Genomic DNA, 24,224 nt, shown 5'->3' on the forward strand with positions numbered 1-24,224 from the left:
TTGCGGCCGGCTGATCGTGTTGGGCAAGCTCAGGCTAGGTAGTGGCGGTGTCAGCAATGTGACGTTTTTTTGATGCTTGTATGACGGTGGCCCGCGCGGCCGCGAGGGAGGTCATAATGTCCTGGTCGATCCTGTTCCGGCCGTTTGAGCGACTGGCTGGCGATGAAGGTCTGGAGGTCTGGTACGGGCGTCTGTTGGAGGCATGTGGCGGTAAGCCGGCGCCCTTTGAACTGGCGCTCAGCGGCGGTCTGTGGGCGGCCACGCCGGGGCTTGCCTTCCTTGCCGGCTATCAGGCGGCCCTGCGGGTGTTGTGGCCAGCGGCGCCCTGGACGCTCGGTGCGCTCTGCGTGACTGAGAAGCGCAGTACGCGTCCGGTGGACATGAGCACGCGCAGCTGCGGTTCGTATGTCAGCGGTTGCAAGGATTTCGTCACTGCTGCCGAGGCGGCCGACTGGCTGCTGGTGGCCGCCCGTGTCGATGAAGATGAGGACACTCCGCAACTGGTGATCTGCGTGCTGCATCGGGGGGCGCCGGGAGTGCAGGTCGTGCCGTTTCCGGCCTTGCCGTTGATGCCCGACATCGGACATGCCCGGCTGCATCTGGAACAGGCCCAGGGCGAACGTTTGGCCGGGGATGGCTGGACTGACTATGTGCGGCCCTTTCGTACCCTGGAAGATGTGCATGTGCTGGCCGCACTGTGTGCCTGGATAGTCGGTGTTGGTCGCGAGTGTGCCTGGTCCGAGAGCCTGCTACTGCGGCTACAGGCTCTGCTGGCAGGTTGCAGCGAAGTGGCGCGGTTATCGCCTGCCGCCGCAACCACCCACCTGTTGCTGGCGGGGCTGTTTGCCCAGTACCGGCAGTTGACCGGCGAAATAGACGCCGCCTTCTCTTCCGGACCGGCACACTGGTCGGTGCTGTGGGCGCGCGACCGGGAGCTACTGAATATTGCCGAGTCGGCCCGTAGCAAACGTCTGGAAAAAGCGCGACAGAGCGTCACAGGCAATTGATCCATATCAGTACCGGAATGAATGCTGGCACATAGAATCGCTCCGCGTTTCGACTATGAGGTTTCCATGCGCCGCGAGCCAATCGTGCTGTTCGATAACGGCAGCCACCAATGCCTTATGTTCGATGACCTGGTCAGCGGCGAAGGTGTTCAGTCCAACCAGTTCCTGATTACCGATCATGAGCAGTACCTGCTGCTCGATCCGGGCGGTGACCTGACCTATACACCCCTGTCGCTGGAGCTGTCCAAGCACATCTCGGTACAGGATCTGACCTACATCTTTGCCTCGCACCAGGATCCGGACATCATTGCCTCTCTGGACAAGTGGCTGCTGCACACCCGTGCGCGGGTAATCTGTTCCAAGCTTTGGGCGCGTTTCCTGCCCCATCTGACAGCCAATTACCTGGCCCTGAGCCGGGGCATCAATACTTACGACCGCATTATCGCCCTGCCGGATCGTGGTCAGAATATCCCGCTCGGCAAGTGCAATCTCAAGGCTGTGCCGGCGCACTTTCTGCATTCGGTGGGCAACTTTCAGCTCTACGATCCGGTCAGCAAGATTCTCTTCTCCGGCGACATGGGCGCTTCTCTGGTGGACGATGCCACGCCGGTGCGCGACTTCGTCAGCCATGTGCCGTACATGGAGGGTTTTCACCGCCGCTACATGGCCGGTAACAAGGCTTGCCGCCTGTGGGCGGCGATGGTGCGCGAGATGGACGTGCAGATGATCGTGCCGCAGCACGGCCGGCCTTTCGTTGGGGCTGAGATGATCAGCGCTTTTCTGTACTGGGTCGAGAACCTGGAATGTGGGCTTGATCTGATGGGCCCTGAGGACTACCAGTTGCCCAAATAACTCTCGCTGGATGCCGCAGCCGGTATGTAGCCGCGTGCTTAATGTGCTTCAATCGGAGCAGGTTGTGGGCAAAAGGCCACACCGCGTACGTGTCGCCGACTACACACAGTGGTAAAGCGATGATGGCGCTCTGGAAAACAGGGCTGGCGCAGAATGCAACTCCTGTCTTTACTATGGGGGAGTCGGTTCTGGGCCGATGAATATTGGAGACCTAAAGCATGAGTATCACAAGGAATTCTGTACCCCTGATTCTGGTTAGTACCCTGTTGACCGGTTGTGCCGGCCTGCAGAAAACCGACTGGCCCACCTGCGCCGCAGTAGGAGGTGTTGGTGGCGCGGCGCTGGGTGCCATCGAAAGTTCGACCTGGGCGGGCGGCGGTGCGGTTGCCGGTGCCGGTCTGGCCGCTGCCTACTGCTGGGTACACGGTGCCGAGGCGCAGCAGGTGGTTGTTGCCGAGGAAGAAGTGGTGACCGAAGAGGTCGTCGTGGCCGAGCCTGCCGAAGCCGTGCGTGTGGAGCTGGACGTCAAGTTCGACTTCGACAAGGCCCAGGTCAAGCAGGAAAGCTATGGCGACATCAAGGCGCTGGCGGACTTCATGAAGCAGTATCCGCAGACCAGCACCGTGGTTGAAGGTCACACCGACTCGGTGGGTAGCGATGTCTACAACCAGGGACTGTCGGAGCGCCGTGCCAATGCTGTGCGTGACGTGCTGGTCAACCAGTACGGTGTTGAGGGTGGTCGCGTCCAGGCCGTTGGCTATGGCGAAAGTCGCCCGGTAGCCGACAACGCCACAGCCGAAGGTCGTGCCATCAACCGTCGCGTTGAAGCAGAGGTTGAAGCCCGCCCGTAATCGATGGGGGAGCCCCTGGGAGCTCGGGGCTCCTGATCGCCCGGCAGGTGTCTGTCTTGTCGGATCAAGATATATCCAGGCGGTGTTCTAGGCGCGCTGTGCGCTGCATTGTCTACCACGACCGGGCCTTCTGCCCGGTCGTTGTTTTTCTGCCGATCGACATTCTTATGTTCAGGCCGTATCCGCAAGGCATCCCGGAAAAATACATGCGCTACTGGTGATCCGGTGCGTGAGCGGTTAACTTGCCCTGCCATTGGAGCAACTATGCAGGGGGCGGGGATGAAGGCAATGATGTGGGGCGGCAAGCTGCTGGCCTTGTGTTTCTGGCTGGTGTTCGGGGCAACTCTGGGCGGTTGGCTGGGGGCGCCGTTCGAACAACTGATTCAACTACTGGCCGTTTTCCTTCTGTTGCTGCACTGCGTTCAGCTCTGGCTGTTCTCGTCGTTGTTGCGCGGTCGTTCCAATCCTTGGCTGGATCGTTTCCTGGTACTGCTGTTCGGCATCTTCCATCTGTATATGCTGCGCTCTAGCGCTGTAGTGCAGTCAGTGCCTGCCGACGCCACGGGAGGTGCTGCTAATGCGTAGTCTGGTACTTCTGCTGTGGCTGTTGGCAACTTCGGCAATGGCGGCATCAGAGATCACGGTGAAGCCAAACACCCTGATGCGTCTTTCGGTGGCTTCGGGCAGTGTGCAACTGGATCGTCTGGAAGTGGCCGAGCGTGCCACCTTGCTGGTTCCGGCCGCGGTGACAGCGCTGCAGATCGGAGAGCTGAGGATGGGGCATGAGGCGCGTATCGGCATTGCTCCGGCCGAGCAGCCGCTGCGTCTGGAGATCGGGCGTGCCGAGGTGGCCGAAGATGCCTGGATCAGCGCCCGCGGCTCGGACGGCAGCTACACCCGGCCCGCCACCCGCGGCCGTGATCTTCAGTTCAAGTTTCAGGCTCTGACCTTTGCGTCCCTGACCCTGGACGTACGTGGCGGTCGTGGTGTGCCTGGCTATGCAGGGCTCGACGGAGCCCCAGGCCAGCCCGGTGGCTGCACCTGGGGGCGCGCCGAAGCCGGCCACGATGGCCAGGATGGCAGCAACGGCCAGCCGGGCGCCGATGGTGGGCGTGTGTTGCTGGAGCTGGCGCAAGACATTGAGGTTGAACGTCTGCAGGTGCTGCTCAATGGTGGTGTTGGTGGTGTCGCCGGCCCGGGAGGCAAGGGCGGCCGTGGTGGGGCTGCGCGTGGCTGCCTGTTGTATGACGTTGCCGGTGCAGCCGATGGCCAGTCGGGACGTTCCGGCCAGGAGGGGCCGGCCGGGCGCCCGGGCGAGCTGCGGGTGATTCGTTTCTGATAACAGTCCGCCGCATCTTGCGACGGGTTCAGAACAGCGGGCGCAGGGCCGCCAGGGTGACCAGTGCCAGGCCGACGGTCAGGTTGATGCCCACCACCTTGCGGATCCTGCCCAGCACCTGGCCGCCAGCTGACCAGTCCTGCGCTTCTACTGCGCGATGCAGCTCGGGCAGTTGCAGAGCCTGGACGCGCAGGAACAGCGCCAGCATTACCAGGTACAGGCCGATCATCACATGTACATAGCGCGGTGCGCCCTGCAGGCTGGCAAAGCCCATGTGCAGCATGCCCATGCCCGTAACCGGCAGCAGCACCACCGCAGCCCACACCCAGATGAAGAAGCGGCGGAATACGCCCAGCCACAAACGCAGGCGAACCGGGGGCTCAAGTGCCTCGACGGCCGCCGGGCGCAGGATCATCCAGGCGAAGAACATACCGCCGACCCAGATCAGGGCGGCTAGCAGATGCAGGGCATAGAGCAGGGCATGGGGCGTCATCGGGCATCTCCATCGGTTATTGCATGATCGTCCGGCACAGGAATCTGCGCCGGCTCTTCAGGCGCGCTATGATAGCGACCGCGTTAGAAATACTGAAAATTTATCCAGCCTTCCTGTTGTCGAATCCATGCTCAGCAACGAACTCAAGTCCCAGATCCAGGGCGCCTATTCCCGCTTCCTTGAGGCCAAGGCGCTCAAGCCTCGCTATGGCCAGCGCCTGATGATTGCCGAGGTAGCCAAGGTGCTGGGGGCGATTCCGATCGATGACGAGGGCCGGCGTGTCGGTGATCCGGCGGTAGTTGCGGTCGAGGCCGGCACCGGCACGGGCAAAACGGTAGCCTACAGCCTGGCTACCATTCCCACGGCCAAGGCTGCCGGCAAGCGTCTGGTGATTGCTACTGCCACCGTGGCCCTGCAGGAACAGATCGTACACAAGGATCTGCCGGATCTGCTGCGCAATAGTGGATTGAACTTCAGCTTCGCCCTGGCCAAGGGGCGCGGCCGCTATCTGTGTCTGTCCAGGCTTGATCAGTTGCTGCAGGACGGTGCGGCGCAAAGCGCCACGGCCCAGTTGTTCGAGGAAGAGGGTTTTCGCATCGATGTCGATGAGCAGGGCCAGAAACTGTTCAACGCGATGATCGAGAAACTCGCCGGCAACAAATGGGACGGTGATCGTGACAGCTGGCCCGAGGAGCTGGAGGACAGCCGTTGGGCACAACTGACCACGGATCACAGCCAGTGCACCAACCGCCATTGTCCGAACTTCCAGCAGTGCGCCTTCTACAAGGCCCGTGAAGGCATGGGAAAGGTTGATGTGATCGTCACCAACCACGACATGGTACTGGCGGATCTGGCCCTTGGTGGCGGAGCCGTGCTGCCGGATCCACGTGACACCATTTATGTATTCGACGAAGGCCATCATCTGCCGGATAAGGCTATCGGTCACTTCGCCCACTTCACCCGGCTGCGTTCCACAGCCGACTGGCTGGGGCAGATCGACAAGAACCTGACCAGGTTGCTGGCACAGAATCCGCTGCCGGGTGATCTGGGCCGCTTGATCGAGCAGGTGCCGGAGTTGGCCCGCGAGCTGAAGACCCAGCAGCAGTTCATGTTCAGCGCCTGTGAGCAGATCGCCGACTTTCGCCCTGGCGAAGATATGGAAGGGCGTGAGCGCCCTCGGCACCGCTTTGTTGGTGGTTTGGTGCCGGAGCACCTGCTGGAGCTTGGGCTGGAGCTGAAGAAGGGGTTTTCCAAACTCAACGACCTGTTTACCGGTGTGACCGAACTGCTCAAGGAGGCGATGGACGGTGAGGGGGCAGTGGGTATTGCCAGCCACCAGGCCGAGGAGTGGTATCCGCTGTTCGGCAGCCTGATGGCGCGCGCCAAGGGCAACTGGGAGCTGTGGCTGGCCTTCACTACGGAGGATCCGGAAGAGAGCCCGCCCATGGCGCGCTGGCTGACCCTGGCCGAGAGTGGCGCGCTGTTCGACATAGAGGTCAATGCCAGCCCGATCCTGGCTGCCGAGACCCTGCGGCGCAATCTGTGGAACGTCGCCTATGGTGCGCTGGTGACGTCGGCGACCCTTACCGCCCTCGGTACCTTCGACCGCTACCGCATGCGTGCCGGCCTGCCCAGAGGGACGGTCACCGCGGTGGTGCCGAGCCCGTTTCAGCATGCTGATGCAGGCGTTCTGCGAGTGCCGGATCTGAAGGCGGATGCGCGTGATGCCGCTGCACACACCGCAGCGATCATCCGCGAACTGCCGGGGCTGGTGGCCGGCAGCCGTGGCACCCTGGTGCTGTTTTCCTCGCGCCGGCAGATGCAGGACGTGTTTGACGGCCTCGATCGCGACTGGCGCAAGCGAGTGTTCATCCAGGGCAACCTGTCCAAGCAGGAAACCCTGAACAAGCACAAGGCGCGCGTTGACTCCGGCGAAGAGAGCGTGTTGTTCGGTCTGGCCAGTTTTGCCGAGGGAGTGGATCTGCCCGGGGCCTACTGCGAACACGTGGTGATCGCCAAAATTCCCTTCGCCGTACCGGATGACCCGGTGGAAGCTGCGCTGGCCGAGTGGATCGAGGCCCGTGGCGGCAACCCCTTTATGGAGATTGCCGTGCCGGATGCATCACTGCGGCTGGTACAGGCCTGTGGCCGGCTGCTGCGCACTGAGGCTGACCGCGGCATCATTACTCTGCTGGATCGGCGTGTGGTGACACAGCGTTACGGCAAGGCGATTCTCAATGCATTGCCGCCCTTTCGTCGGGAAATTCACTGAAGCGCCTTTGCCACGGGGGCTTTTCGTGCGTGATGGTTTCCAATCGGCGCGCAGGCTGAAACAATGCGCGCAATATCAACAAAGGAGTCAGGTGTGCAGGTTCAGGGGTATTTCGACTTGCGCTTCGAAGCGGTGAAAGACGCTTTTGCCAGTCTCTTCGAGGATCCGCAGGAGCGTGGTGCCGCGCTATGCATCCGGATTGGCGGCGAAACCGTGGTGGACGTCTGGGCCGGGATGATGGACAAGGATGGTCAGCATGCCTGGCATAGTGACACTATTGCCAACCTGTTTTCCTGCACTAAGCCGTTTGCTGCGGTAGTTGCTCTGCAACTGGTCGGTGAGGGCAAGCTGGAACTTGATGTACCGGTGGCTCGCTACTGGCCCGAATTCGCAGCCGCCGGCAAGGAACGCATTACCCTGCGCCATCTGCTGAGCCATCAGGCCGGGCTTCCTGCGCTGCGCCAGTTGTTGCCGGCCGAGGCACTGTACGAATGGAGCACCATGACCACGGCGCTGGCCGCTGAGGCTCCCTGGTGGCCGCTGGGTGAAGGCCATGGTTATGCCCCGATTACCTACGGCTGGCTGATTGGCGAGTTGATCCGCCGAGTCGAGGGGCGTGGGCCAGGCGAGAGCATTGCCGCCCGCATCGCCCGGCCATTGGGGCTGGACTTTCATGTCGGGCTGGCTGATAGCCAGTTCGAACGGGTCGCGCACATTGCCAGAGGCAAGGGCAACCTGGGGGATGCCGCGGCACAGCGCTTGCTGCGGGTCATGATGAGCGATGCAGAGGCCATGACCACTCGTTCCTTCACCAATCCGCCATCGATCATGACCAGCACCAACAAACCCGAATGGCGACGTATGCAGCAGCCAGCGGCCAACGGCCACGGTAATGCACGTAGTCTGGCAGGCTTTTATGCCGGCTTGCTCGATGGCGGCCTGCTGGAGACCGAACTGCTGGCGGAGATGACTCGCGAACACGCCGTTGGAGAGGATCGTACACTGCTTACCGCAACCCGTTTCGGCTTGGGATGCATGCTTGATCAGGCTGAGTTGCCTAATGCTACCTATGGTCTTGGGCGCCATGCCTTTGGTCATCCAGGTGCTGGCGGCTCATGCGGCTTTGCCGATCCCGAGCGCGACGTGGCGTTTGGTTTCGTGATCAACAACCTGGGGCCTTTTGTGCTGATGGATCCGCGCGCCCAGAAACTGGCGCAGGCATTGGCACGATGCCTGTAACTATCGGTCTAGCCTGCCTGGCAGACGTGCCATGAGCAGGATCAATCGACTCGAACCCTTGGGGGGCTTCATGCGCAACAAAATCTTCGCCGTTACCTGCAGTCTGCTGATTGCGGGTTGCTCGACTCCGGAACGCAAGGAAGTGGCCAGGCCGGCTGTCATGCCGCCGCCGCAGGTGACTCGGGCCTGGCTCGACGAGTACGAGCCGAAATTGCGCGAAGCAGTCAAGGGCAGCCATTTCGAGTTTGAACGGCGCGAGAATCTGCTGGTGGTGACTGCACCGGTTCAAAGCTCCTTCAATCCGGATCGTCCGCACATGCTGCTGCCGGCCAGTCTCGGCCCGATCACCCGTGTGGCCAAGTTGCTGGAGGCTGATGAGGATATCGCTGTAGTGGTGCTCGGCCATGCCGACAGTAGCGGTGACGATGCGCACAATCGCGAACTCAGCCAGCAGCGGGCGAGGGCGGTGACTTCCATCTTCCGTCTCAGTGGGCTGAAGCAGAACCGTCTGCAGGTCATGGGGCTCGGCTCCGATGCTCCGCGCGCGGCCAATGACAGCGCTGCCGGACGTGCCTTGAACCGACGCGTGGAGATCCTTCTCACCTCGCGCGATACCATGCAGGGACTGCTCGCCAAGTATAGCCAGCCAGCTGCCGGGCTGAAGGATGCGCCCAAGGTAGCTGTTGCAGGTCAAGGAAAAACGGCCCAGTCGGAGTAAGCTTGGCAGCATTTCTCACCTTAGAGGAGCTGCCATGACCCGGACACTGGCCGATATGCGCCGTGACTACACCCGTGACGGCCTGAGCGAGACTCAGGCACCACTGGAGCCCTTTGTTCTGTTTCGCCAGTGGTTTGACGAGGCGGTGAAAACCGAGCAATTGCCGGTCGAGCCCAATGCCATGACCCTGGCGACGGTCGACGAAAGCGGCCGTCCGCATTGTCGGGTGCTGCTGCTCAAGGGGCTCGACGAGCGTGGCTTTACCTTTTTCAGCAACTACGAAAGTGCCAAGGGCCGGCAACTGGCGGAGCGTCCCTTTGCCGCCATGACTTTTTTCTGGCCGACGCTGGAGCGTCAGGTGCGCATCGAAGGGCGCGTCGAACGGGTCACTCCAGCCGAATCCGACGCCTATTTCCAGGTTCGTCCTCTGGGCAGTCGGATCGGAGCCTGGGCTTCGCCACAGAGTCGCGTGATACGTGATCGTGCCGAGCTTGAGCAACTGCTGAGCGAAACCGAGCAGCGCTTTCTTAACCAGGCTCCGCACTGCCCGCCGCACTGGGGGGGCTACCGGTTGTTGCCTGAACGTATCGAATTTTGGCAGGGCCGGCCGAGCCGGCTGCATGATCGACTCAACTACCGTTTGCAGGGAGAGGCCTGGGTACGTGAGCGCCTGGCACCCTGAAGCAGGGTCAAGCACAACGAGGTTGTAGGTTGCGCGGCGGAACCTTGCTGAACTCTGTCTGTCTGAATCAATCATTGTCCAGGCATGGCCGTGACAGCAGCCAGTGCGTGGCATCTAATGAATCGAAAGGGTTCTGGAGGACTTGCTATGCGTAACCCCACTTTGCTTGTCACCTCTCTGGCGGCGCTGCTGGCTCTGGGGGGCTGTCAGTCAAGCCTGACAGGCGACACCTATAGTCGTAGTGAAGCGAGGGCCGTACAGACTGTTCGTATGGGCACCATCGAATCGCTGCGGCCGGTGAAGATCGAAGGAACCAAAACGCCGATCGGAGCGGGAGCTGGTGCGGTTCTTGGCGGCATTGGCGGCAGCGGTATCGGTGGCGGTCGTGGCAGTACTGTGATGGCTGTGGTCGGCGCAGTGGCTGGCGGTCTGCTGGGTGCTGCGGCCGAGGAAGGTCTGACTCGCACCCAGGGGGTTGAAATCACCGTGCGGGAGGATGACGGCACGTTGCGCGCTTATGTTCAGGAGGTGGAAGCGAATCAGATATTTCGGGTTGGCGAGCGCGTCCGCATCATGACGGTCAACGGTACCAGCCGAGTGACTCACTGACCGGCTTGCTAAGAAACCGGGGCGCTTACAGGGGCCCCGGTTTTTTTTCGTCTGCACAACACTGGCAGCAGGCGGGTAAGGCCAGTTTTTTCATTTTAGTAATAATTCAATACATGACGATGTATCGATAGCTATGGATAATCGTCGCTTGCTTAGATTCTGGTGGCGCTTCGCGTTCGTCTGATAGGGCCTTCTGATCCGTACCCTGCGCTATTGCGGTGGTTCTTCACCTGTGCATTTTCATGCTACGCCGGGGGGGATCGAGGTTTGCAATCAATCTTATCGGTTGTGGCTGTCGGTCTGGTCGTTCCGGGCTAGCCTTGAAGGGGCTGGAATGGATGAACAGGCCCATCACCAGACTGGCGAATGCTCTTTTCGACTCTCACTACATAACACCGGCTCATGCCGGTGGCTTGCCTAAGGGGTGCCGATGGTTGTTGCGCTGATAATTACCTTGCCGTTTCTCGGGTTGATCCTGCCCGTGTTGACTGATCGCTTCGGGCGTCCGGCCTGTGCTCTGGCGGCTGCGCTGGCGCCGGCGGCAGCACTGGTTCTGCTGCTGTTGCAGCAGCCGCGGGTGTTCGCAGGGGAGGTGCTTCAGGTGCAGTATCCCTGGCTGTCGCAGCTGGGGCTGAATCTGAGCTTTCGTCTGGACGGGCTGGGCTTTCTGTTTGCGCTGCTGATTCTCGGCATCGGTCTGCTGGTCATTCTTTACGCGCGCTACTACCTGTCGAGGCGTGATTCGATGGGGCGGTTCTTCGCCTTCCTGTTGCTGTTCATGGGTGCCATGCTGGGGGTGGTGCTGTCGGAAAACCTGTTGCTGATGATGATGTTCTGGGAGCTGACCAGCCTCTCATCCTTCCTGCTCATCGGCTTTTGGGGCTGGCGTTCCGATGCACGCAAGGGAGCGCGCATGGCCCTCACAGTCACTGGTGGCGGTGGTCTGGCACTGCTGGCTGGCATCCTGCTGATAGGCCACATCGTTGGTAGCTTCGAGCTTACCGAGGTACTGGCCGCCGGTGATCTGATCCGCGCCCATGCGCTTTACCCATTGGCGTTGATTCTGATTCTGCTCGGGATCTTTACCAAGTCGGCACAGTTTCCCTTTCATTTCTGGCTGCCGCACGCAATGGCGGCACCGACGCCGGTTTCGGCCTATCTGCATTCGGCGACCATGGTCAAGGCCGGGGTATTTCTGCTGGCGCGTCTGTACCCGGCGCTGGCCGGTTCCGACTGGTGGTTCTATCTGGTCAGCCTGACCGGCCTGACCACGTTGCTGGTCGGTGCCTGCATGGCGTTGTTCCAGCATGACCTCAAGGGGCTGCTGGCCTATTCGACCATCAGTCATCTTGGGCTGATCACCCTGCTATTCGGCCTGGATACCCGCCTGGCTGCGGTGGCTGCGGTGTTCCACATTATCAACCATGCCACCTTCAAGGCCTCGCTGTTTATGGCTGTCGGCATCATCGACCACGAGACCGGCAGCCGTGATATGCGTCGGCTGGCCGGCCTCTGGAAGTACATGCCGCATACTGCGGTGCTGGCGATGGTGGCGGCCTCGGCTATGGCCGGGGTACCGCTGCTCAATGGTTTCCTGAGCAAGGAGATGTTCTTCAGCGAAACCCTCAACCAGCATCTGCTGGGCAGCTTCAATTGGGTGATTCCGGCGGTGGCGACCCTGGCCGGGGTGTTTGCCGTGGCTTACTCGCTGCGTTTCATCCATGACGTGTTCTTCAACGGACAGCCGCAGCATCTGCCGAACTACCCGCCGCACGAGCCGCCGCGCTACATGAAGGTGCCGGTGGAGATCCTGGTATTTCTCTGTCTGTTGGTGGGTATGGTACCGGCCTATACGGTGGCGTCGCTGCTGGCCAGTGCAGCTAGTGCAACCCTGGGCGGCGAGCTGCCGCAGTACAGCCTGGCCATCTGGCATGGCTTTAACCTGCCGCTGCTGATGAGCTTCATCGCGTTGTTCGGCGGTATCGTCGTTTACGTGCTGCGCAAGCCGCTGTTCCAATGGTACGACGGCCTGCCGACAGTCGATGCAAAGCTGGTTTTCGAAAATGTAGTGGTGGCGCTGGTGAAATTCGCTCGGCGGCTGACCCGTCTGCTGGAGAACGGCTCGCTGCAGAGCTACCTGGGCTGGATGCTGGGTGCCGCGCTGCTATTGCTGGTGGTTGCACTGAGCGGGCTTGGCCGGTTGACCGGTTCGGTTGCGCAGACCCCGCTCGACGGCATCACAGCGCTGGGTATGCTGCTGTTGATGGCAAGTGCACTGCTGACGGTGTACTTCCATCGTCGCCGACTGATGGCGCTGATGCCGCTGAGTTTAGCCGGGCTGATGGTGTCGCTGGCCTTTGCCCGCTTCTCTGCGCCGGATCTGGCCTTGACTCAGGTGTCGGTGGAGGTGGTAACCATTATTCTGCTGATGCTTACTCTGTACTTCATGCCGGATCGCACACCTGTGGAGTCCAGCAGCCTGCGGGCGCTGCGTGATTTCATTCTGGCCGGCGGTGTCGGTGCGCTGGTGGCGATGGTCACCTATGCGGTGCTGACCCGACCGTATCAGAGCATTTCCTCGTTCTTCCTCGACAACAGCGTCTCCGGGGGCGGCGGTACCAACGTGGTCAATGTGATCCTGGTTGATTTCCGTGGCTTCGATACGCTGGGTGAGATCACCGTGTTGGCGATTGCTGCGGTGGGTATCTACGCGCTGCTCTACGGTCTGCACCTGTGGCATCCAACCCATGACAAGAATGGCCGGCCCTGGTCGCGCGACAGTCATCCGATGATTCTCGACAATCTGGCTCGTACCATTTTGCCTATGGCTCTGCTGGTGGCAGTGTTTATCTTCCTGCGCGGTCACAACCTGCCGGGCGGCGGTTTCATTGCCGGACTGATCACTGCCGTGGCGCTGATCCTGCAGTACATCGCTCACGGCGTGAGCTGGACCCAGCAGCGTTTGCGCTTCAGCTTCCATGGCATTGCCGGGTGGGGCGTGTTGATTGCGGCGCTGACCGGTCTGGGTAGCTGGGCATTTGGCTCGCCGTTTTTGACCTCGGCCTTTGGCCATTTCCACATTCCTTTGATCGGCGAGATCGAACTGGCCACTGCCATTCTCTTCGATCTGGGCGTCTATCTCGCGGTAGTGGGCGCTACGTTGCTGATCCTGTCCAACCTCGGACATGTCAGCCAGGACGAGTCCAGCAAGGAGGTCATCTAATGGAGGTGCTGTTCTCCATCACCCTTGGCGTACTGACCGCCACGGGTGTCTATTTGCTGCTGCGGGCGCGGATCTTCCCTGTGGTTATGGGACTGACGCTAATTTCCTATGCGGTGAACCTGTTCATATTCTCCATGGGCCGTCTCGGTACCGGCGTACCTGCGGTGATCGGCCGTAGCCAGGCCTACGGTGACCCGTTGCCACAAGCTCTGGTACTCACCGCCATTGTCATCGGCTTTGCCATGACCGCTTTTCTGCTGGTGCTGGCACTGCGTGGTCTGGGCGCGATGAAGACTGATCATGTCGATGGCGAGGAGCCTCGCGGATGAGTCATGTCATGCTGCTGCCGATTCTTCTGCCGATGCTGGCTGGGGCCTTGTTGCTGATCGGTCATGGATTGCCCAAATCACTCAAGCGAGGGCTTTCGCTGGGCGCAGCCTGGGTTCTGGTGCCGGTTGGCATTTACCTGGTGCTGCTGGCCGCTGACGGTCAGTTGCGCAGCTACGCTGTGGGTAACTGGCAGGCACCGTTCGGTATCATGCTGCTGCTTGACCGCTTCAGTGCGCTGATGCTGCTGCTGTCGGCCATCCTCGCAGGTTTCGCTTTGCTCTATGCAAGCCGTGGCGATGATCTGCAGGGGCAGAATTTCCATGCGCTGTTCCAGTTCCAGTTGTTGGGCATCAACGGCGCTTTCCTCACTGCCGACCTGTTCAACCTATTCGTGTTCTTCGAGATCCTGCTGATCTCCTCCTATTCGCTGTTGCTGCACGGCAATGGCCGGGAGCAGGTACGGGCCGGGGTGCACTACGTGGTGCTCAATCTGTTGGGATCGTCCTTTTTCCTGATCGGCGTGAGCCTGCTTTATGGGCTGACCGGCACGGTGAACATGCCGGATTTGGCGTTGAAGGTTGCCCAGGCTGATCCGGCGAATGCGCCACTGCTGGCAGCCGCCGGCTACTTGCTGTTGGTGGTATTTGGCCTCAAGGCTGCAGTGCTGCCACTGTATTTCTGGCTGCCGCGAGCATACGCCGCTGCGCCGGCGGCTGTGGCGGCACTGTTCGCGATCATGACAAAGGTAGGCCTATATGCAATCTTCCGCGTTTTCACGCTCATCTTCGGTGAAGGTGCCGGGCCGCTGGCCAATCTGGCTCACGACTTGTTGTGGTGGTTGGCGCTGTTGACCATCGCTGCCGGTGCTATCGGTGCTTTGGCTGCCGAGCGCCTGCAGGTGTTGCTGGGCTATCTGGTGGTGGTGTCGGTCGGTACGCTGCTGGCCGGGTTCTCTCTTGGCACGCCGCAGGCTCTCGGCGCTGCGCTGTACTATCTGGTGCACAGCACCCTGATCTGTGGCGCGCTGTTCCTGTTGGCCGGGCTGATTGTGCGTCAGCGTGGCCCGGCTGGTGATGACCTGCACTTGTTGCAGGCGCTGCACCAGCCGCTGCTGCTGGGGGCACTGTTCTTTATGGCGACCATCTCGGTGGCTGGCTTGCCACCGTTCTCGGGCTTTCTCGGCAAGCTGCTGCTGCTGCGCTCGGTCGAAACCGGCAGTCAGGCGTTGTGGCTGTGGTCCGTGGTGCTGCTGGCCGGGCTGGTGACTCTGGTGGCATTGAGTCGTGCAGGTAGCCAGATGTTCTGGCACAGCCATGGGCGTCCGCTGGACGATACCGAGACTGCAGATGCGACTCGGCTGACGGCGACTCTGGGCCTGCTGCTGGCCAGTCCATTGCTGCTGGTGGCTGCGCAGCCGCTTCTGGATTACGTCCAGGCCACCGCGCTGCAATTGTTAGATATTGGCCCCTATCTGGCACTGCTTGCAGGAGGTGTGGCATGAGTCGGCTGTTTCCCCATCCCCACCTGACGCTGCTGCTGGTAGTGATCTGGCTGGCACTGGTCAACACCCTGAGCCTTGGCCATCTGCTGCTCGGGTTGTTCCTTGGTTGGGGCATTGTCTGGATTACCCGCAGCTTTCTGCTGAGCGTGCCGCATCTGCGCAAGCCGTTGGGGTTGGCGCGTTATCTGCTGGTGGTTTTCTACGATATTGTGCTGGCCAATCTGCACGTTGCTCGCCTGGTGCTGGGGGCGCAAAGTCGCCTGCGGCCGGCTTTCGTCGAAGTACCCATGGACATTCAGGACGAGTTTCTGCTGTCGTTGCTGGCCTGTGTCATCTCGCTGACGCCGGGCACGGTTTCCGCCGGCCTTAGCAGTGACCACAAGACTCTGTTGCTGCATGTGCTCGATCTGGATGACCAGCAGCAACTGATCAAGCAGATCAAGCAGCGCTATGAAGCGCCACTGCTGGAGATATTCGAATGCTCGCCTACGTGATTCCCTTATGTCTGTGCATCATTGCCCTGGCCGTGCTGCTCAACGTCCTGCGTTTGGTGCAAGGGCCGAGCATGGTGGATCGGGTATTGGCGCTGGACACTCTGTATATCAATGCTCTGGCGCTGATCGTATTGTTCGGTATTTGGCTGGAGTCGGATCTGTTCTTCGAGATTGCCCTGCTGATTGCGGTAATGGGCTTCGTCAGCACCGTGGCGGTGGGCAAGCACCTGTTGCACGGCGACATCATCGACTGACTAGGAGACTCTCATGCCTCTGTGGATCGAAATACCGGTCGCTCTGTTCCTGATGATCGGTAGCCTGTTTGCCCTGGTCGGTGCTATCGGCCTGTATCGCCTTCCGGATTTCTTCATGCGCCTGCACGGGCCGACCAAGGCCACCACCCTCGGAGTGGGCGGAATGTTGCTCGCCTCGCTGATTTTCTTCGGCTGGCGCGGTGAAGGTCTGAGCCTGCATGAACTGCTGATTACCCTGTTCCTGTTCATCACGGCGCCGGTCAGTGCACACATGCTGTCGAAGGCGGCGATCCAGCAGAAAGTCGATCTGGTTGAGCGAACTCGTGGTCGTCCCTGGGGGGACGAGCGCTAGCGAAACAGTTTTGCCTCCAGGCTGTGCCTGTGCCGGAAAAGGGGCTGCTCCTACACTGCTGCTTTTCCACGGGAGCAGTCTTTATGAGTGACATCTGCATTCGTTCGGCGCAATCGGCCGATATTCCCAGCCTTTGCGAGCTGATCTTCGAGCACGGCCCCAATCCCTGGAATTACCTGCCCGAGGCCGAGGTGCGCCAGCATCTGCAGGCCATCGATGGCGGCAGTACCCGTGCCGTGCTGGCTGAGGACGACAGCGGTCTGCTGGGTTTTGTCAGCTTTCGCACGAGCCGTGACTTTGCCGCCCACCAGCCGGCAGAACGCCGTGAGGCGTTGCACGGTTACATCTGCGAGGCAGTGGTTCGGCACGATTGTGCCGGCAGAGGGCTGGGGTCACGGCTGCTCGAAGCGGCAGTCGGACAATTGCGCAAAGACGGTTTGCAGGATATCTACATCGACCGACACGAAGAGAACGCCGCCTCGGCCGGGATGATGCGCAAGGCGGGGTTCGTCGAACTGTTGAGCTACGAGGATCTGCAGCGCCGCACCTGGGGTTCACGACGTTCCACTCTGTGCTGCCGGCGCTTCGAGGGTTGAACCGAGCAGGCTCTGTACGATAAACGCCTGCGCTCGGTGAGGTTTCGTTCCGTACAGAGCCTAGTTGCGAGTGGCACCGTAGTAGGCGCAGCCGCGCAGTACCTGGCCATCCAGACGCAATTCGGCACTCAGGTGGTTGAGCGCGCCGCTCATGGTGTCGACGCAGTGCTGTGGCGCCACCCACAACTCCAGACGCTGGCCGTTTGCTTCGCTGCTCAGGTGCAGGCGGCCGTCCGGCAGCTGTTCTTCAAGATAGGGCAGGGCCAGCGGTTCGTTATCAGGACGGTTGAGCACCAGACCGCGGTTGCCGACTTCCACCTGCCAGAATGGTTCGTTGCCGCTGGCGCGCAGCACCAGACGCCTGAAGTTCAGATCATCACAGCCGTGACCTTCGCCCTGCAGGCGATAGATTCGGCTGATTTCGAAACGGCCGTCGTCATCACTCTGACTGGCACCCAGTTGCCCGGCCAGGTCGGCGAACAGCGTGGTGCTGGTGTCGTCTGCGAGGGTTGCGGCCTCTCGGCGAATGCCGGTTTCTCTGGCGTCAACCAGCAGAAAGCGGCGCTGTTCCTGGCAGGGTGTAAAGTGCAGCTGCTCTCCGTCTACCTGCAGTTGGCCCTGCAGGCGGACGGCGGGAGCCGGGGTGTCCAGCTTGCTGCTGTAGACTTGGCAGGCGTTCAGCAGCACGGGCAGGGTGAGGCTGGTCAGCAGGGTGCGGATCAGGGTCATGGTGCCTCCGGACGAAAGCCGTCACCTTAGCCAGTGGGACGCCAGGGCTCAAGGGTTTGTTTTGACGGCGTGAATCGACTGCGGCCTAATGCGCCGGTTGTGTATTGCCGAGCCTTTTGCCATGCCCCATGTCTCCATGCGACCCAGCACCCTTTACCTGCCTCAGGGCAGCTGGGCGACGGTGCTCGATTGTCTGTGTGAGCATTTTCCCGCTATCGACCGCGCTACCTGGCAGCAGCGCATGGCGCGGGGGCGTGTGCTGGATGCGGCGGGACAACCGCTGGACGCACGGCAGCCGTACCGGGCCGGCATGCTGGTGCGCTACTTTCGCGAAGTGCCGGGCGAGACACCGATCCCCTTCGAGGAGCAGGTTTTGTGGCAGGACGAGCATCTGCTGGTGGCGGACAAGCCGCATTTCCTGCCAGTCATGCCGGCCGGCAGCTATGTCGAGCAGACGCTGCTGGCGCGTCTGATCCGCCGCACCGGCAATTCCGATCTGGTACCGATTCATCGCATCGACCGGCTCACTGCGGGCCTGGTGCTGTTTTCGGTAAGCCCGAGCAGCCGGGCTCAGTATCAGGCGTTGTTCCGCGAGAGGCGGGTGGAGAAGCGCTATGAGGCCATCGCACCGGCACTTCCGCAGCTGCAGTTTCCCTACCTGCATCGTTCGCGCATGGTGCCGGGAGAACCCTTTTTCCGCATGCAGGAGGTCTCGGGTGAGCCGAATAGCGAAACGTTGATCGAGGTACTGGAAAGGCGTGGCGAACACTGGCGTTACGGGCTGTCACCGGTGACGGGCAGAAAGCACCAGCTGAGGGTGCATCTGGCCGGTCTGGGCGCACCGATCGAGGGTGATGACTTCTATCCTGAGCTACGCAGTCCTGCTGAACAGCAGGTCGACTTTGAGAAGCCACTGAAGTTGCTGGCGCGTGGACTAAGCTTCGTCGATCCGTTGAGCGGCTGTTTGCGGTCGTTCGAGAGTAACCTTGAGCTGCTTTGGTAAAGCTGAATCGCGTCTGAAACAGCTGCATCAAGCACGAACGGGCGGTTAGTCGGTGTTTGGGCGGGCTGGGCAGGTCTTTTCGGAACGTAGTAGTACAGCAGATGATGGGGGAGCATGCCCGGAAGGAGCATTCACTTCAGCAAAAAGAGCCCGCGCGAGGCGGGCTAAGCGTGGCTCTTGCACCAGAGCTTGAATAAGGGTTCGGCGAGGAACATCACCAGAAACAGTCTGAGTACCTGTAGTGCGGTGACCAGCGCTACCGAAAGCTGCAAGGCTTCTGCCGTCAGGCTGAGCTCGGCAATGCCGCCGGGCATGATGCCGAGGATCAGCGACAGGTGATCCTGGCCGGACAGCCAGGCGAGTACTTCGCCAAGCGCCACGGCACCGAGCATGGCCAGCAGCGTCGACAGCAGCACGCGGCCAAGAAAGCCAGGTGCGCTACGGAAGAAACTGCGGTTGAAGTGACAGCCCAACGCGCTACCGATCAGCCACTGACCGAACTGACCCAGTTCGGCCGGCAATGCCAGGTGCAGGTCGAAGGTGGCACTGGCCAGTGCGCAGACAGTCAGCGGTCCGAGCATCCAGGGGTTGGGCTGATTCAGCTTGCTCCATAGCACGCCCAGGGCGATACCCGCCAGGAGTAAGGGAGCCAGCCAGTTCCAGTCGGCGGGTAAGCGCTCAGGTGCCGGAACATTGGGCAGACTCCAGGTGAACAGCGCCGGAATCAGCAAGACGACCAGCAGCAGGCGCAGGCTGTGCGCCGCGGCCACCCGTGCTGGCTGGGCATCGTGACGCCGGCCAAGGTTGACCATTTCACTAGCGCCGCCCGGCATGCTGGCAAAAAAGGCGGTGGCGTGATCGACACCGGCTCGCCGCAGCAGGGCGATACCGGTCGCGCTCATCAGTAGCGGGCAGAGTGCCCCGATCAGGATGACCCACCAATGGGCCAGCACCTGCTCCAGAACTTCGCTGGTGAAGTGCAGGCCGATGCCGGAGGCGATCAGCCATTGGCCGACGCGGCGCCCTCCGGGCAATTCAGCGAATGGCCGATTGCCAAGGCAGCGCAGCAAAATTACCGCCAGTAGCGAACCGACCATCCAGGGCAGTGGCCAGCCGGCAAGGCTGGCCAGATAGCCACCCAGTGCGCCGGCCAGTGGCGTTGGCCACCAGGCGGGCAGAACAGAATGCACCGACAGACCTCAGGCCGCGTTGGTGGCTGCGGCAGCCTGGCGCTGGCGGCGTGCGCGCCAGCTACGCCAGATCGGCAGGGCGATCATTGCCACGATCAGCGTCCATACACCCCAGGTAATCGGACTGGAGAACAGGATGCCCAGCTCGCCATTGGAGATCGACAGCGCGCGGCGCAGGTTCTGCTCCATCAGCCCGCCAAGAATGAAACCAAGCAGGATAGCCGACAGCGGGAAGTCCATCTTGCGCAGGATATAGCCGACAACTCCGATGGCGATCATCAGGAACAGATCGAAGGTGGTGGCATGCACGGCGTAGACGCCGATCGAGGTGATGATGGCAATTGCCGGTACCAGCGCCCAGTAGGGGACGGCGAGGATCTTGGTGAACACCTTGATCATTGGTACGTTCATCATGATCAGCATGATGTTGGCGACGAACAGCGAGGCGATCAGCCCCCAGACGATATCTGGCTGGTTCTGGAACAGCAGTGGACCGGGGGTGATGTTGTACAGCGTCAGTGCGCCGAGCATTACCGCGGTGGTGCCCGAGCCTGGAACGCCGAGGGTCAGCATCGGCACCATGGAGCCGCAAGCCGAGGCGCTGTTGGCGGTTTCTGGAGCAGCCAGGCCGCGCAGGTCACCATTACCGAACTTGTTGTCCTTGTGCGCCAGGCGTTTCTCGCTCATGTACGCCACGGCACTGGCCAGGGTCGCACCCGCACCCGGCAGGATGCCCAGGCCGAAGCCCAGTGCGCCGCTACGCAGGTTGGTAGCCAGAACCGACAGACCTTCCTTGAGGTTGAACAGCATGCGGCCCTTGGCTTCGATGGCCTTCTGGCCATGGTGGGTGCGCTCAAGCAGCACGAGGATTTCGCTGACCGAGAACAGTCCCAGTACCAGCACCACGAACTGGATGCCGTCTGCCAGCCCCAAACTGCCGAAGGTGAAACGGTACACGCCACTGTTGGAGTCGATGCCGACGCAGGACAGGAACAGACCGATGCAGCAGGCGATGGCGGTCTTCATTGGCTTGTTGCCGGCCATACCGGCCAGACAGACGATGGCGAACACCATCAGCACGAAGTATTCCGCCGGACCGAAGGCCACGGCCCACTTGGCCAGCAGCGGGGCGAAGATGACCACGCCGCAGGTAGCGATGAGACCGCCGACGAAGGAACTCCAGGCGGAGATCGACAGGGCTACCCCGGCCTTGCCCTGGCGTGCCAGTGGGTAGCCGTCGAGGGTAGTCATTACAGCCGAGGCTTCGCCCGGGATGTTCAGCAGGATGGAGGAAATACGGCCGCCGTATTCACAGCCCAAGTATACCGCTGCCAGCAGGATCAGCGCGGTTTCCGGAGGCAGACCGAGGGCAAAGGCAATGGGAATCAGCAGTGCCACGCCATTGATCGGGCCCAGGCCAGGCAGTAGGCCGACGATGGTGCCGATCAGGGTACCGCACAGGGCCGTGACCAGGTTGTAGGGGCTCAGGGCCACACCGAAGCCCTGGCCCAGGTAGCTGAGAGTATCCATGAATCAATTCTCCAGGCCGGCGAGGATGCCGAGCGGTAGCGGAACATCAAGCGCCTTGTCGAACAGGGCATAAAGACCAACGGCGAGCAGTACTCCTGTGATTGCGCTGGTTGCCCAGCTCCCGCCGTACAGGCGCGCCATGGCAATTCCGAACAGGATGCTGGCGGGAATGAAACCGAGGGTTTCGAACAGCGCGGCGTAGATCGAGAGAATCAGCACGCAGCCACCCACCTTGGTCAGTACGTGGCGATCCAGCGGTGGCTCGTCATGATTGCTGTCGGCATGGGCCGGTTTGAGGATCAAATAGATGGCGCCGAGCCCCATTATCGTCAGCAGCAGCAGCGGATAGGCGCGCGGGCCCACCGGTTCGTAGGAGAAGGGGGCGTGATAGCCCCAGGCGCTGGCACCCAGGCCCAGGCAGCAGAGCAACAGCACGATGCCGAAGATGCGTTGATACATGAGGAAAACCTCGCGTTGTCGGAGTGCCGATCCGGGTTTCTGACGTGCACAACGCCAGCCCGTGAGCGCGTAGCTCAAGGCGCTTGTAAGTTTCAGGAAGTAGCGACGCCAGCGCCTGGCAGGGCTGACGTCGCGGTGGATTACTACTGGATCAGGCCAAATTCCTGGGCCAGTTGCTTGTAGCGCACGACCTGCTGCTTGACGTAGGTATCGAGTTCGTCACCGGTCATGGCAAAGGGGTACAGCTCGCGTTGCTCGCGCAGTTTGGCGAAGTCTTCAGAGGCCAGCAGTTGATCGAAGGCGTTCTTCCACCACGCATAGGCTTCGTCGCTTACTTTCGGCCCGACGTAGAAACCGCGGATCACCGGCCAGGTCACGTCATAGCCTTGCTCTCGGGCAGTGGGGATCTGCGAGACAGTCTTGCCTGGCAGGCGCTCCTCGGAGAACACCGCGAGGATGCGTATGTCGCCGCTTTCAATGTGCGGCACTGAGTCGGAAATGTCGGTGCTGGCCACTTGAATATGGCCGCCGAGCAGAGCCGTGGCCAGTTCGCCACCACCCTCCATGGCCACGTAGCGCAGCTGGCGCGGATCGATACCGGCAGCACGTGCAATCAGGGCGGTTTGCATCCAGTCCTGGCTGCCGACGGTTCCGCCCGAGCCGATCACCACCTTGCCCGGTTCGGCCTTGATGGCCTGAATCAGATCATCCAGGGACTTGTAAGGCGAGTCGCTGCGTACCGCCAGGGCGCCGTAGCTGGTGCCGACGCCGGCCAGCCACTTGACCGCGCTCTCGTCGAAGCGGCCGAACTTGCCCTGTGCAAGATTCAGCAGCGAGCCGCTGGAGAAGGCAGTAATGGTGCCGGACTCGGCTGGGCGCTGAGCAACCACCGCGTTATAGGCCACGGCGCCTACGCCGCCGGGCATGTAGGTTACGCGCATCGGCGAACCAAGCAGCTTGGCGTCGACCAGGGCGCTCTGTGCCAGCTTGCAGGTCAGGTCGAAGCCGCCGCCGGGTGCTGCCGGAGCGATGCACTCGGGGCGTTTCGGTTCGTCTGCCAGCAACGGCCCAGCGAGGGCCAGGCAGGTGGCGGCAAGCGCGGTGCGAATCAGGGCAGGTTTCATGGAGAGTTCCTCGCTAATCGTTCTTGTGATTTACCAGATGGGCAGGCTGTAGCCGACGATGAGTCGGTTTTCGTCCGCATCGCGGGCGAAGTCAGAGCGGAAGCTGGCATTGCGCAGACGCACATAGAGATCCTTGAGGGGGCCGCTCTGTACCACGTACTTGAGTTCGATATCGCGTTCCCATTCGCCACCGCGCTCGTTGCTGCCGGCTACGCGGGCATCGTCGCTGGTGATGTAGCGGGTCATGAAGCTCAGACCGGGCACGCCGAAGGCTGCAAAATTGTAGTCGTAGCGCGCCTGCCAGGAGCGCTGATCCGCGTTGGCAAAGTCGTTGATCTGCACGAAGTTGATCAAGAACGGATCGCTGCCGTCGATGTAGGCAAAGCCGGTGTCGCCGCTCATATCCTGGAAGCCCAGGCCGAACTTGTGGCCGCTGAAGCCGTAACTGACCATGCCGCCGAGGGCGCGGTTGTCCACCTTGCCGGCCTTGGATGCGCCGCTGTCGCGGCTGTAGATCAGGCGCAGATCGCTGCTCAGCGTGCCGGCGCCCAGCTTGTGGCTGCTGAGCAGGCCGAGAAAGTGCTGGCGGTAGATATCGTCGAGGTCGGCGAAGTAGTAGCGAGCGGTGAAGCCAGGGGCGAACTTGTAGTCAACGCCAGCCAGATCCAGGTGGTCGGCGCGAATACCGGCGGCAAAGCGCCGGTTCTTACTGTTGAGAACCAGATCCTCATCGTCGGTGGAGGCGCGGTCGATCACCTTGTCCAGGCGGCCGCCGGTGAAGGTCAGGCCTTCCAGTTCGGAGGAGGTCAGCAGGCCGCCTTCGAATACCTGTGGCAGCAGCCGACTGGTGCTGGCCTTGACCACTGGCAGATCCGGTACATGCGAGCCGTAACGCAGCTCGGTGGCCGACACACGAACCTTGGCGGTCAGGCCCAGGCGGCTGAACTCGTCGGCCGCGCGGCCATCGTCATGGATCGGAAGCAGGTCGGTACCGGTGCGTCCACGTCCCGAGTCGAGTCGCAGACCCAGCAGGCCCTGGGCATCAAGGCCAAAGCCTACGGTGCCTTCGGTGTAGCCGGAGCGCAAGTCGAGGATGAAACCCTGTCCCCACTCCTCACGCTTGTTCTGGCCATCGCCTTCGCGGAAGTCACGGTTGAAATAGATGTTGGTGGCGCTGAGTGTCGCTGTGCTGTCGTCTATGAAGGCAGCATGAGCAACGGGGGTGGTCAGGCTGGCGGCAATGGTTAGGCCGAGAAGGCGGGCAGGCGAGGCTGCGATCATTCTGTGGTCTCCGTTATTGTTCTTGTAGCGACGCTGCACCACTGCAGGCCGCTCAGAAAGGTGGAACTAGCCACCTTGGAAAGGATGCTAGGCGGG

Annotated in this window: 24 protein-coding genes and 1 pseudogene; 18 read left to right on the forward strand and 7 right to left on the reverse strand. The window is 61.5% G+C overall.

Features of this window, described 5'->3' with window-relative positions:
- The first annotated feature begins 116 nt into the window (after nucleotides 1–116).
- The 5 genes and pseudogenes from NCCP436_RS02625 to NCCP436_RS02645 all read left to right on the forward strand — a co-directional run bounded on the left by NCCP436_RS02625 (nucleotide 117) and on the right by NCCP436_RS02645 (nucleotide 4,049).
- Nucleotides 117–1,007, forward strand: coding sequence for an acyl-CoA dehydrogenase (locus tag NCCP436_RS02625; protein ID WP_220802235.1), 891 nt, complete (start codon nucleotides 117–119; stop codon nucleotides 1,005–1,007).
- Nucleotides 1,008–1,073: 66 nt separating this feature from the next.
- Nucleotides 1,074–1,859: an MBL fold metallo-hydrolase gene (locus tag NCCP436_RS02630; protein WP_220802236.1), complete on the forward strand. Its 786-nt coding sequence runs from the start codon at nucleotides 1,074–1,076 to the stop codon at nucleotides 1,857–1,859.
- A 497-nt stretch (nucleotides 1,860–2,356) separates the two neighbouring features.
- A pseudogene (locus NCCP436_RS17595) lies at nucleotides 2,357–2,710 on the forward strand (OmpA family protein); the annotation flags it as partial.
- 279 nt (nucleotides 2,711–2,989) lie between these two features.
- Nucleotides 2,990–3,295, forward strand: a complete 306-nt coding sequence (locus NCCP436_RS02640) for a DUF1145 domain-containing protein (protein ID WP_220802238.1) — start codon at nucleotides 2,990–2,992, stop codon at nucleotides 3,293–3,295.
- Nucleotides 3,288–4,049, forward strand: a complete 762-nt coding sequence (locus tag NCCP436_RS02645; protein WP_220802239.1) for a collagen-like protein — start codon at nucleotides 3,288–3,290, stop codon at nucleotides 4,047–4,049. The genes NCCP436_RS02640 and NCCP436_RS02645 overlap by 8 nt, the downstream gene beginning before the upstream one ends.
- A gap of 28 nt (nucleotides 4,050–4,077) precedes the next feature.
- Here NCCP436_RS02645 and NCCP436_RS02650 read toward each other — a convergent pair whose 3' ends face one another.
- Nucleotides 4,078–4,542, reverse strand: a complete 465-nt coding sequence (locus tag NCCP436_RS02650) for a CopD family protein (RefSeq protein WP_220802240.1) — start codon at nucleotides 4,540–4,542, stop codon at nucleotides 4,078–4,080.
- Nucleotides 4,543–4,669: 127 nt separating this feature from the next.
- On the opposite strand from NCCP436_RS02650, the gene dinG reads away from it, so the two are divergent.
- From dinG to NCCP436_RS02710, 12 genes are all read left to right on the forward strand, one after another.
- A complete protein-coding gene (dinG, locus tag NCCP436_RS02655) occupies nucleotides 4,670–6,814 on the forward strand; it encodes an ATP-dependent DNA helicase DinG (RefSeq protein WP_220802241.1) in 2,145 nt (714 codons plus the stop codon).
- A gap of 93 nt (nucleotides 6,815–6,907) precedes the next feature.
- Nucleotides 6,908–8,053 carry a serine hydrolase domain-containing protein gene (locus NCCP436_RS02660; RefSeq protein WP_220802242.1) on the forward strand — a complete coding sequence of 382 codons (1,146 nt, stop codon included), beginning with the start codon at nucleotides 6,908–6,910 and terminating at the stop codon, nucleotides 8,051–8,053.
- Nucleotides 8,054–8,084: 31 nt separating this feature from the next.
- Entirely contained in the window at nucleotides 8,085–8,771 is a 687-nt protein-coding gene (locus tag NCCP436_RS02665; RefSeq protein WP_375709463.1) for an OmpA family protein, read from the forward strand.
- 34 nt (nucleotides 8,772–8,805) lie between these two features.
- A complete protein-coding gene (pdxH, locus tag NCCP436_RS02670) occupies nucleotides 8,806–9,453 on the forward strand; it encodes a pyridoxamine 5'-phosphate oxidase (RefSeq protein ID WP_220802243.1) in 648 nt (215 codons plus the stop codon).
- Nucleotides 9,454–9,600: 147 nt separating this feature from the next.
- Nucleotides 9,601–10,062, forward strand: a complete 462-nt coding sequence (locus NCCP436_RS02675) for a hypothetical protein (RefSeq protein ID WP_220802244.1) — start codon at nucleotides 9,601–9,603, stop codon at nucleotides 10,060–10,062.
- Nucleotides 10,063–10,492: 430 nt separating this feature from the next.
- The gene (locus NCCP436_RS02680; RefSeq protein WP_220802245.1) at nucleotides 10,493–13,285 is read left to right on the forward strand and encodes a monovalent cation/H+ antiporter subunit A; all 2,793 of its coding nucleotides are present in this window, start codon (nucleotides 10,493–10,495) and stop codon (nucleotides 13,283–13,285) included.
- The gene (locus tag NCCP436_RS02685; RefSeq protein ID WP_220802246.1) at nucleotides 13,285–13,614 is read left to right on the forward strand and encodes a Na+/H+ antiporter subunit C; all 330 of its coding nucleotides are present in this window, start codon (nucleotides 13,285–13,287) and stop codon (nucleotides 13,612–13,614) included. The genes NCCP436_RS02680 and NCCP436_RS02685 overlap by 1 nt, the downstream gene beginning before the upstream one ends.
- Nucleotides 13,611–15,116 carry a monovalent cation/H+ antiporter subunit D gene (locus tag NCCP436_RS02690; RefSeq protein ID WP_220802247.1) on the forward strand — a complete coding sequence of 502 codons (1,506 nt, stop codon included), beginning with the start codon at nucleotides 13,611–13,613 and terminating at the stop codon, nucleotides 15,114–15,116. Before NCCP436_RS02685 ends, NCCP436_RS02690 begins: the two co-directional genes overlap by 4 nt.
- Nucleotides 15,113–15,610, forward strand: a complete 498-nt coding sequence (locus NCCP436_RS02695) for a Na+/H+ antiporter subunit E (protein ID WP_220802248.1) — start codon at nucleotides 15,113–15,115, stop codon at nucleotides 15,608–15,610. The genes NCCP436_RS02690 and NCCP436_RS02695 overlap by 4 nt, the downstream gene beginning before the upstream one ends.
- Nucleotides 15,595–15,864 carry a K+/H+ antiporter subunit F gene (locus NCCP436_RS02700; protein WP_220802249.1) on the forward strand — a complete coding sequence of 90 codons (270 nt, stop codon included), beginning with the start codon at nucleotides 15,595–15,597 and terminating at the stop codon, nucleotides 15,862–15,864. The genes NCCP436_RS02695 and NCCP436_RS02700 overlap by 16 nt, the downstream gene beginning before the upstream one ends.
- A 13-nt stretch (nucleotides 15,865–15,877) precedes the next feature.
- A complete protein-coding gene (locus tag NCCP436_RS02705; protein ID WP_220802250.1) occupies nucleotides 15,878–16,216 on the forward strand; it encodes a Na+/H+ antiporter subunit G in 339 nt (112 codons plus the stop codon).
- 83 nt (nucleotides 16,217–16,299) lie between these two features.
- Entirely contained in the window at nucleotides 16,300–16,812 is a 513-nt protein-coding gene (locus NCCP436_RS02710) for a GNAT family N-acetyltransferase (protein WP_220802251.1), read from the forward strand.
- A gap of 60 nt (nucleotides 16,813–16,872) precedes the next feature.
- Here the strand turns inward: NCCP436_RS02710 and NCCP436_RS02715 are convergent, their stop codons facing one another.
- Nucleotides 16,873–17,541, reverse strand: coding sequence for a COG3650 family protein (locus NCCP436_RS02715; protein ID WP_220802252.1), 669 nt, complete (start codon nucleotides 17,539–17,541; stop codon nucleotides 16,873–16,875).
- Nucleotides 17,542–17,662: 121 nt separating this feature from the next.
- Between NCCP436_RS02715 and NCCP436_RS02720 the strand changes: the two genes are divergently transcribed.
- On the forward strand, nucleotides 17,663–18,544 hold the full coding sequence (locus NCCP436_RS02720) for a pseudouridine synthase (protein ID WP_220802253.1): 882 nt from the start codon (nucleotides 17,663–17,665) through the stop codon (nucleotides 18,542–18,544).
- A gap of 164 nt (nucleotides 18,545–18,708) precedes the next feature.
- Here NCCP436_RS02720 and NCCP436_RS02725 read toward each other — a convergent pair whose 3' ends face one another.
- From NCCP436_RS02725 to NCCP436_RS02745, 5 genes are all read right to left on the reverse strand, one after another.
- Nucleotides 18,709–19,734 carry an AbrB family transcriptional regulator gene (locus NCCP436_RS02725; protein ID WP_220802254.1) on the reverse strand — a complete coding sequence of 342 codons (1,026 nt, stop codon included), beginning with the start codon at nucleotides 19,732–19,734 and terminating at the stop codon, nucleotides 18,709–18,711.
- Nucleotides 19,735–19,743: 9 nt separating this feature from the next.
- Nucleotides 19,744–21,264, reverse strand: coding sequence for a tripartite tricarboxylate transporter permease (locus tag NCCP436_RS02730; protein WP_220802255.1), 1,521 nt, complete (start codon nucleotides 21,262–21,264; stop codon nucleotides 19,744–19,746).
- A 3-nt stretch (nucleotides 21,265–21,267) separates the two neighbouring features.
- On the reverse strand, nucleotides 21,268–21,723 hold the full coding sequence (locus NCCP436_RS02735; protein WP_220802256.1) for a tripartite tricarboxylate transporter TctB family protein: 456 nt from the start codon (nucleotides 21,721–21,723) through the stop codon (nucleotides 21,268–21,270).
- A gap of 143 nt (nucleotides 21,724–21,866) precedes the next feature.
- Nucleotides 21,867–22,847 carry a tripartite tricarboxylate transporter substrate binding protein gene (locus tag NCCP436_RS02740; protein WP_220802257.1) on the reverse strand — a complete coding sequence of 327 codons (981 nt, stop codon included), beginning with the start codon at nucleotides 22,845–22,847 and terminating at the stop codon, nucleotides 21,867–21,869.
- A 30-nt stretch (nucleotides 22,848–22,877) separates the two neighbouring features.
- Nucleotides 22,878–24,128, reverse strand: a complete 1,251-nt coding sequence (locus tag NCCP436_RS02745; RefSeq protein WP_220802258.1) for an OprD family porin — start codon at nucleotides 24,126–24,128, stop codon at nucleotides 22,878–22,880.
- Nucleotides 24,129–24,224: the final 96 nt, after the last annotated feature.

Origin of the sequence: Pseudomonas sp. NCCP-436, assembly GCF_019656335.1 — a bacterium.
GTDB lineage: Bacteria > Pseudomonadota > Gammaproteobacteria > Pseudomonadales > Pseudomonadaceae > Aquipseudomonas.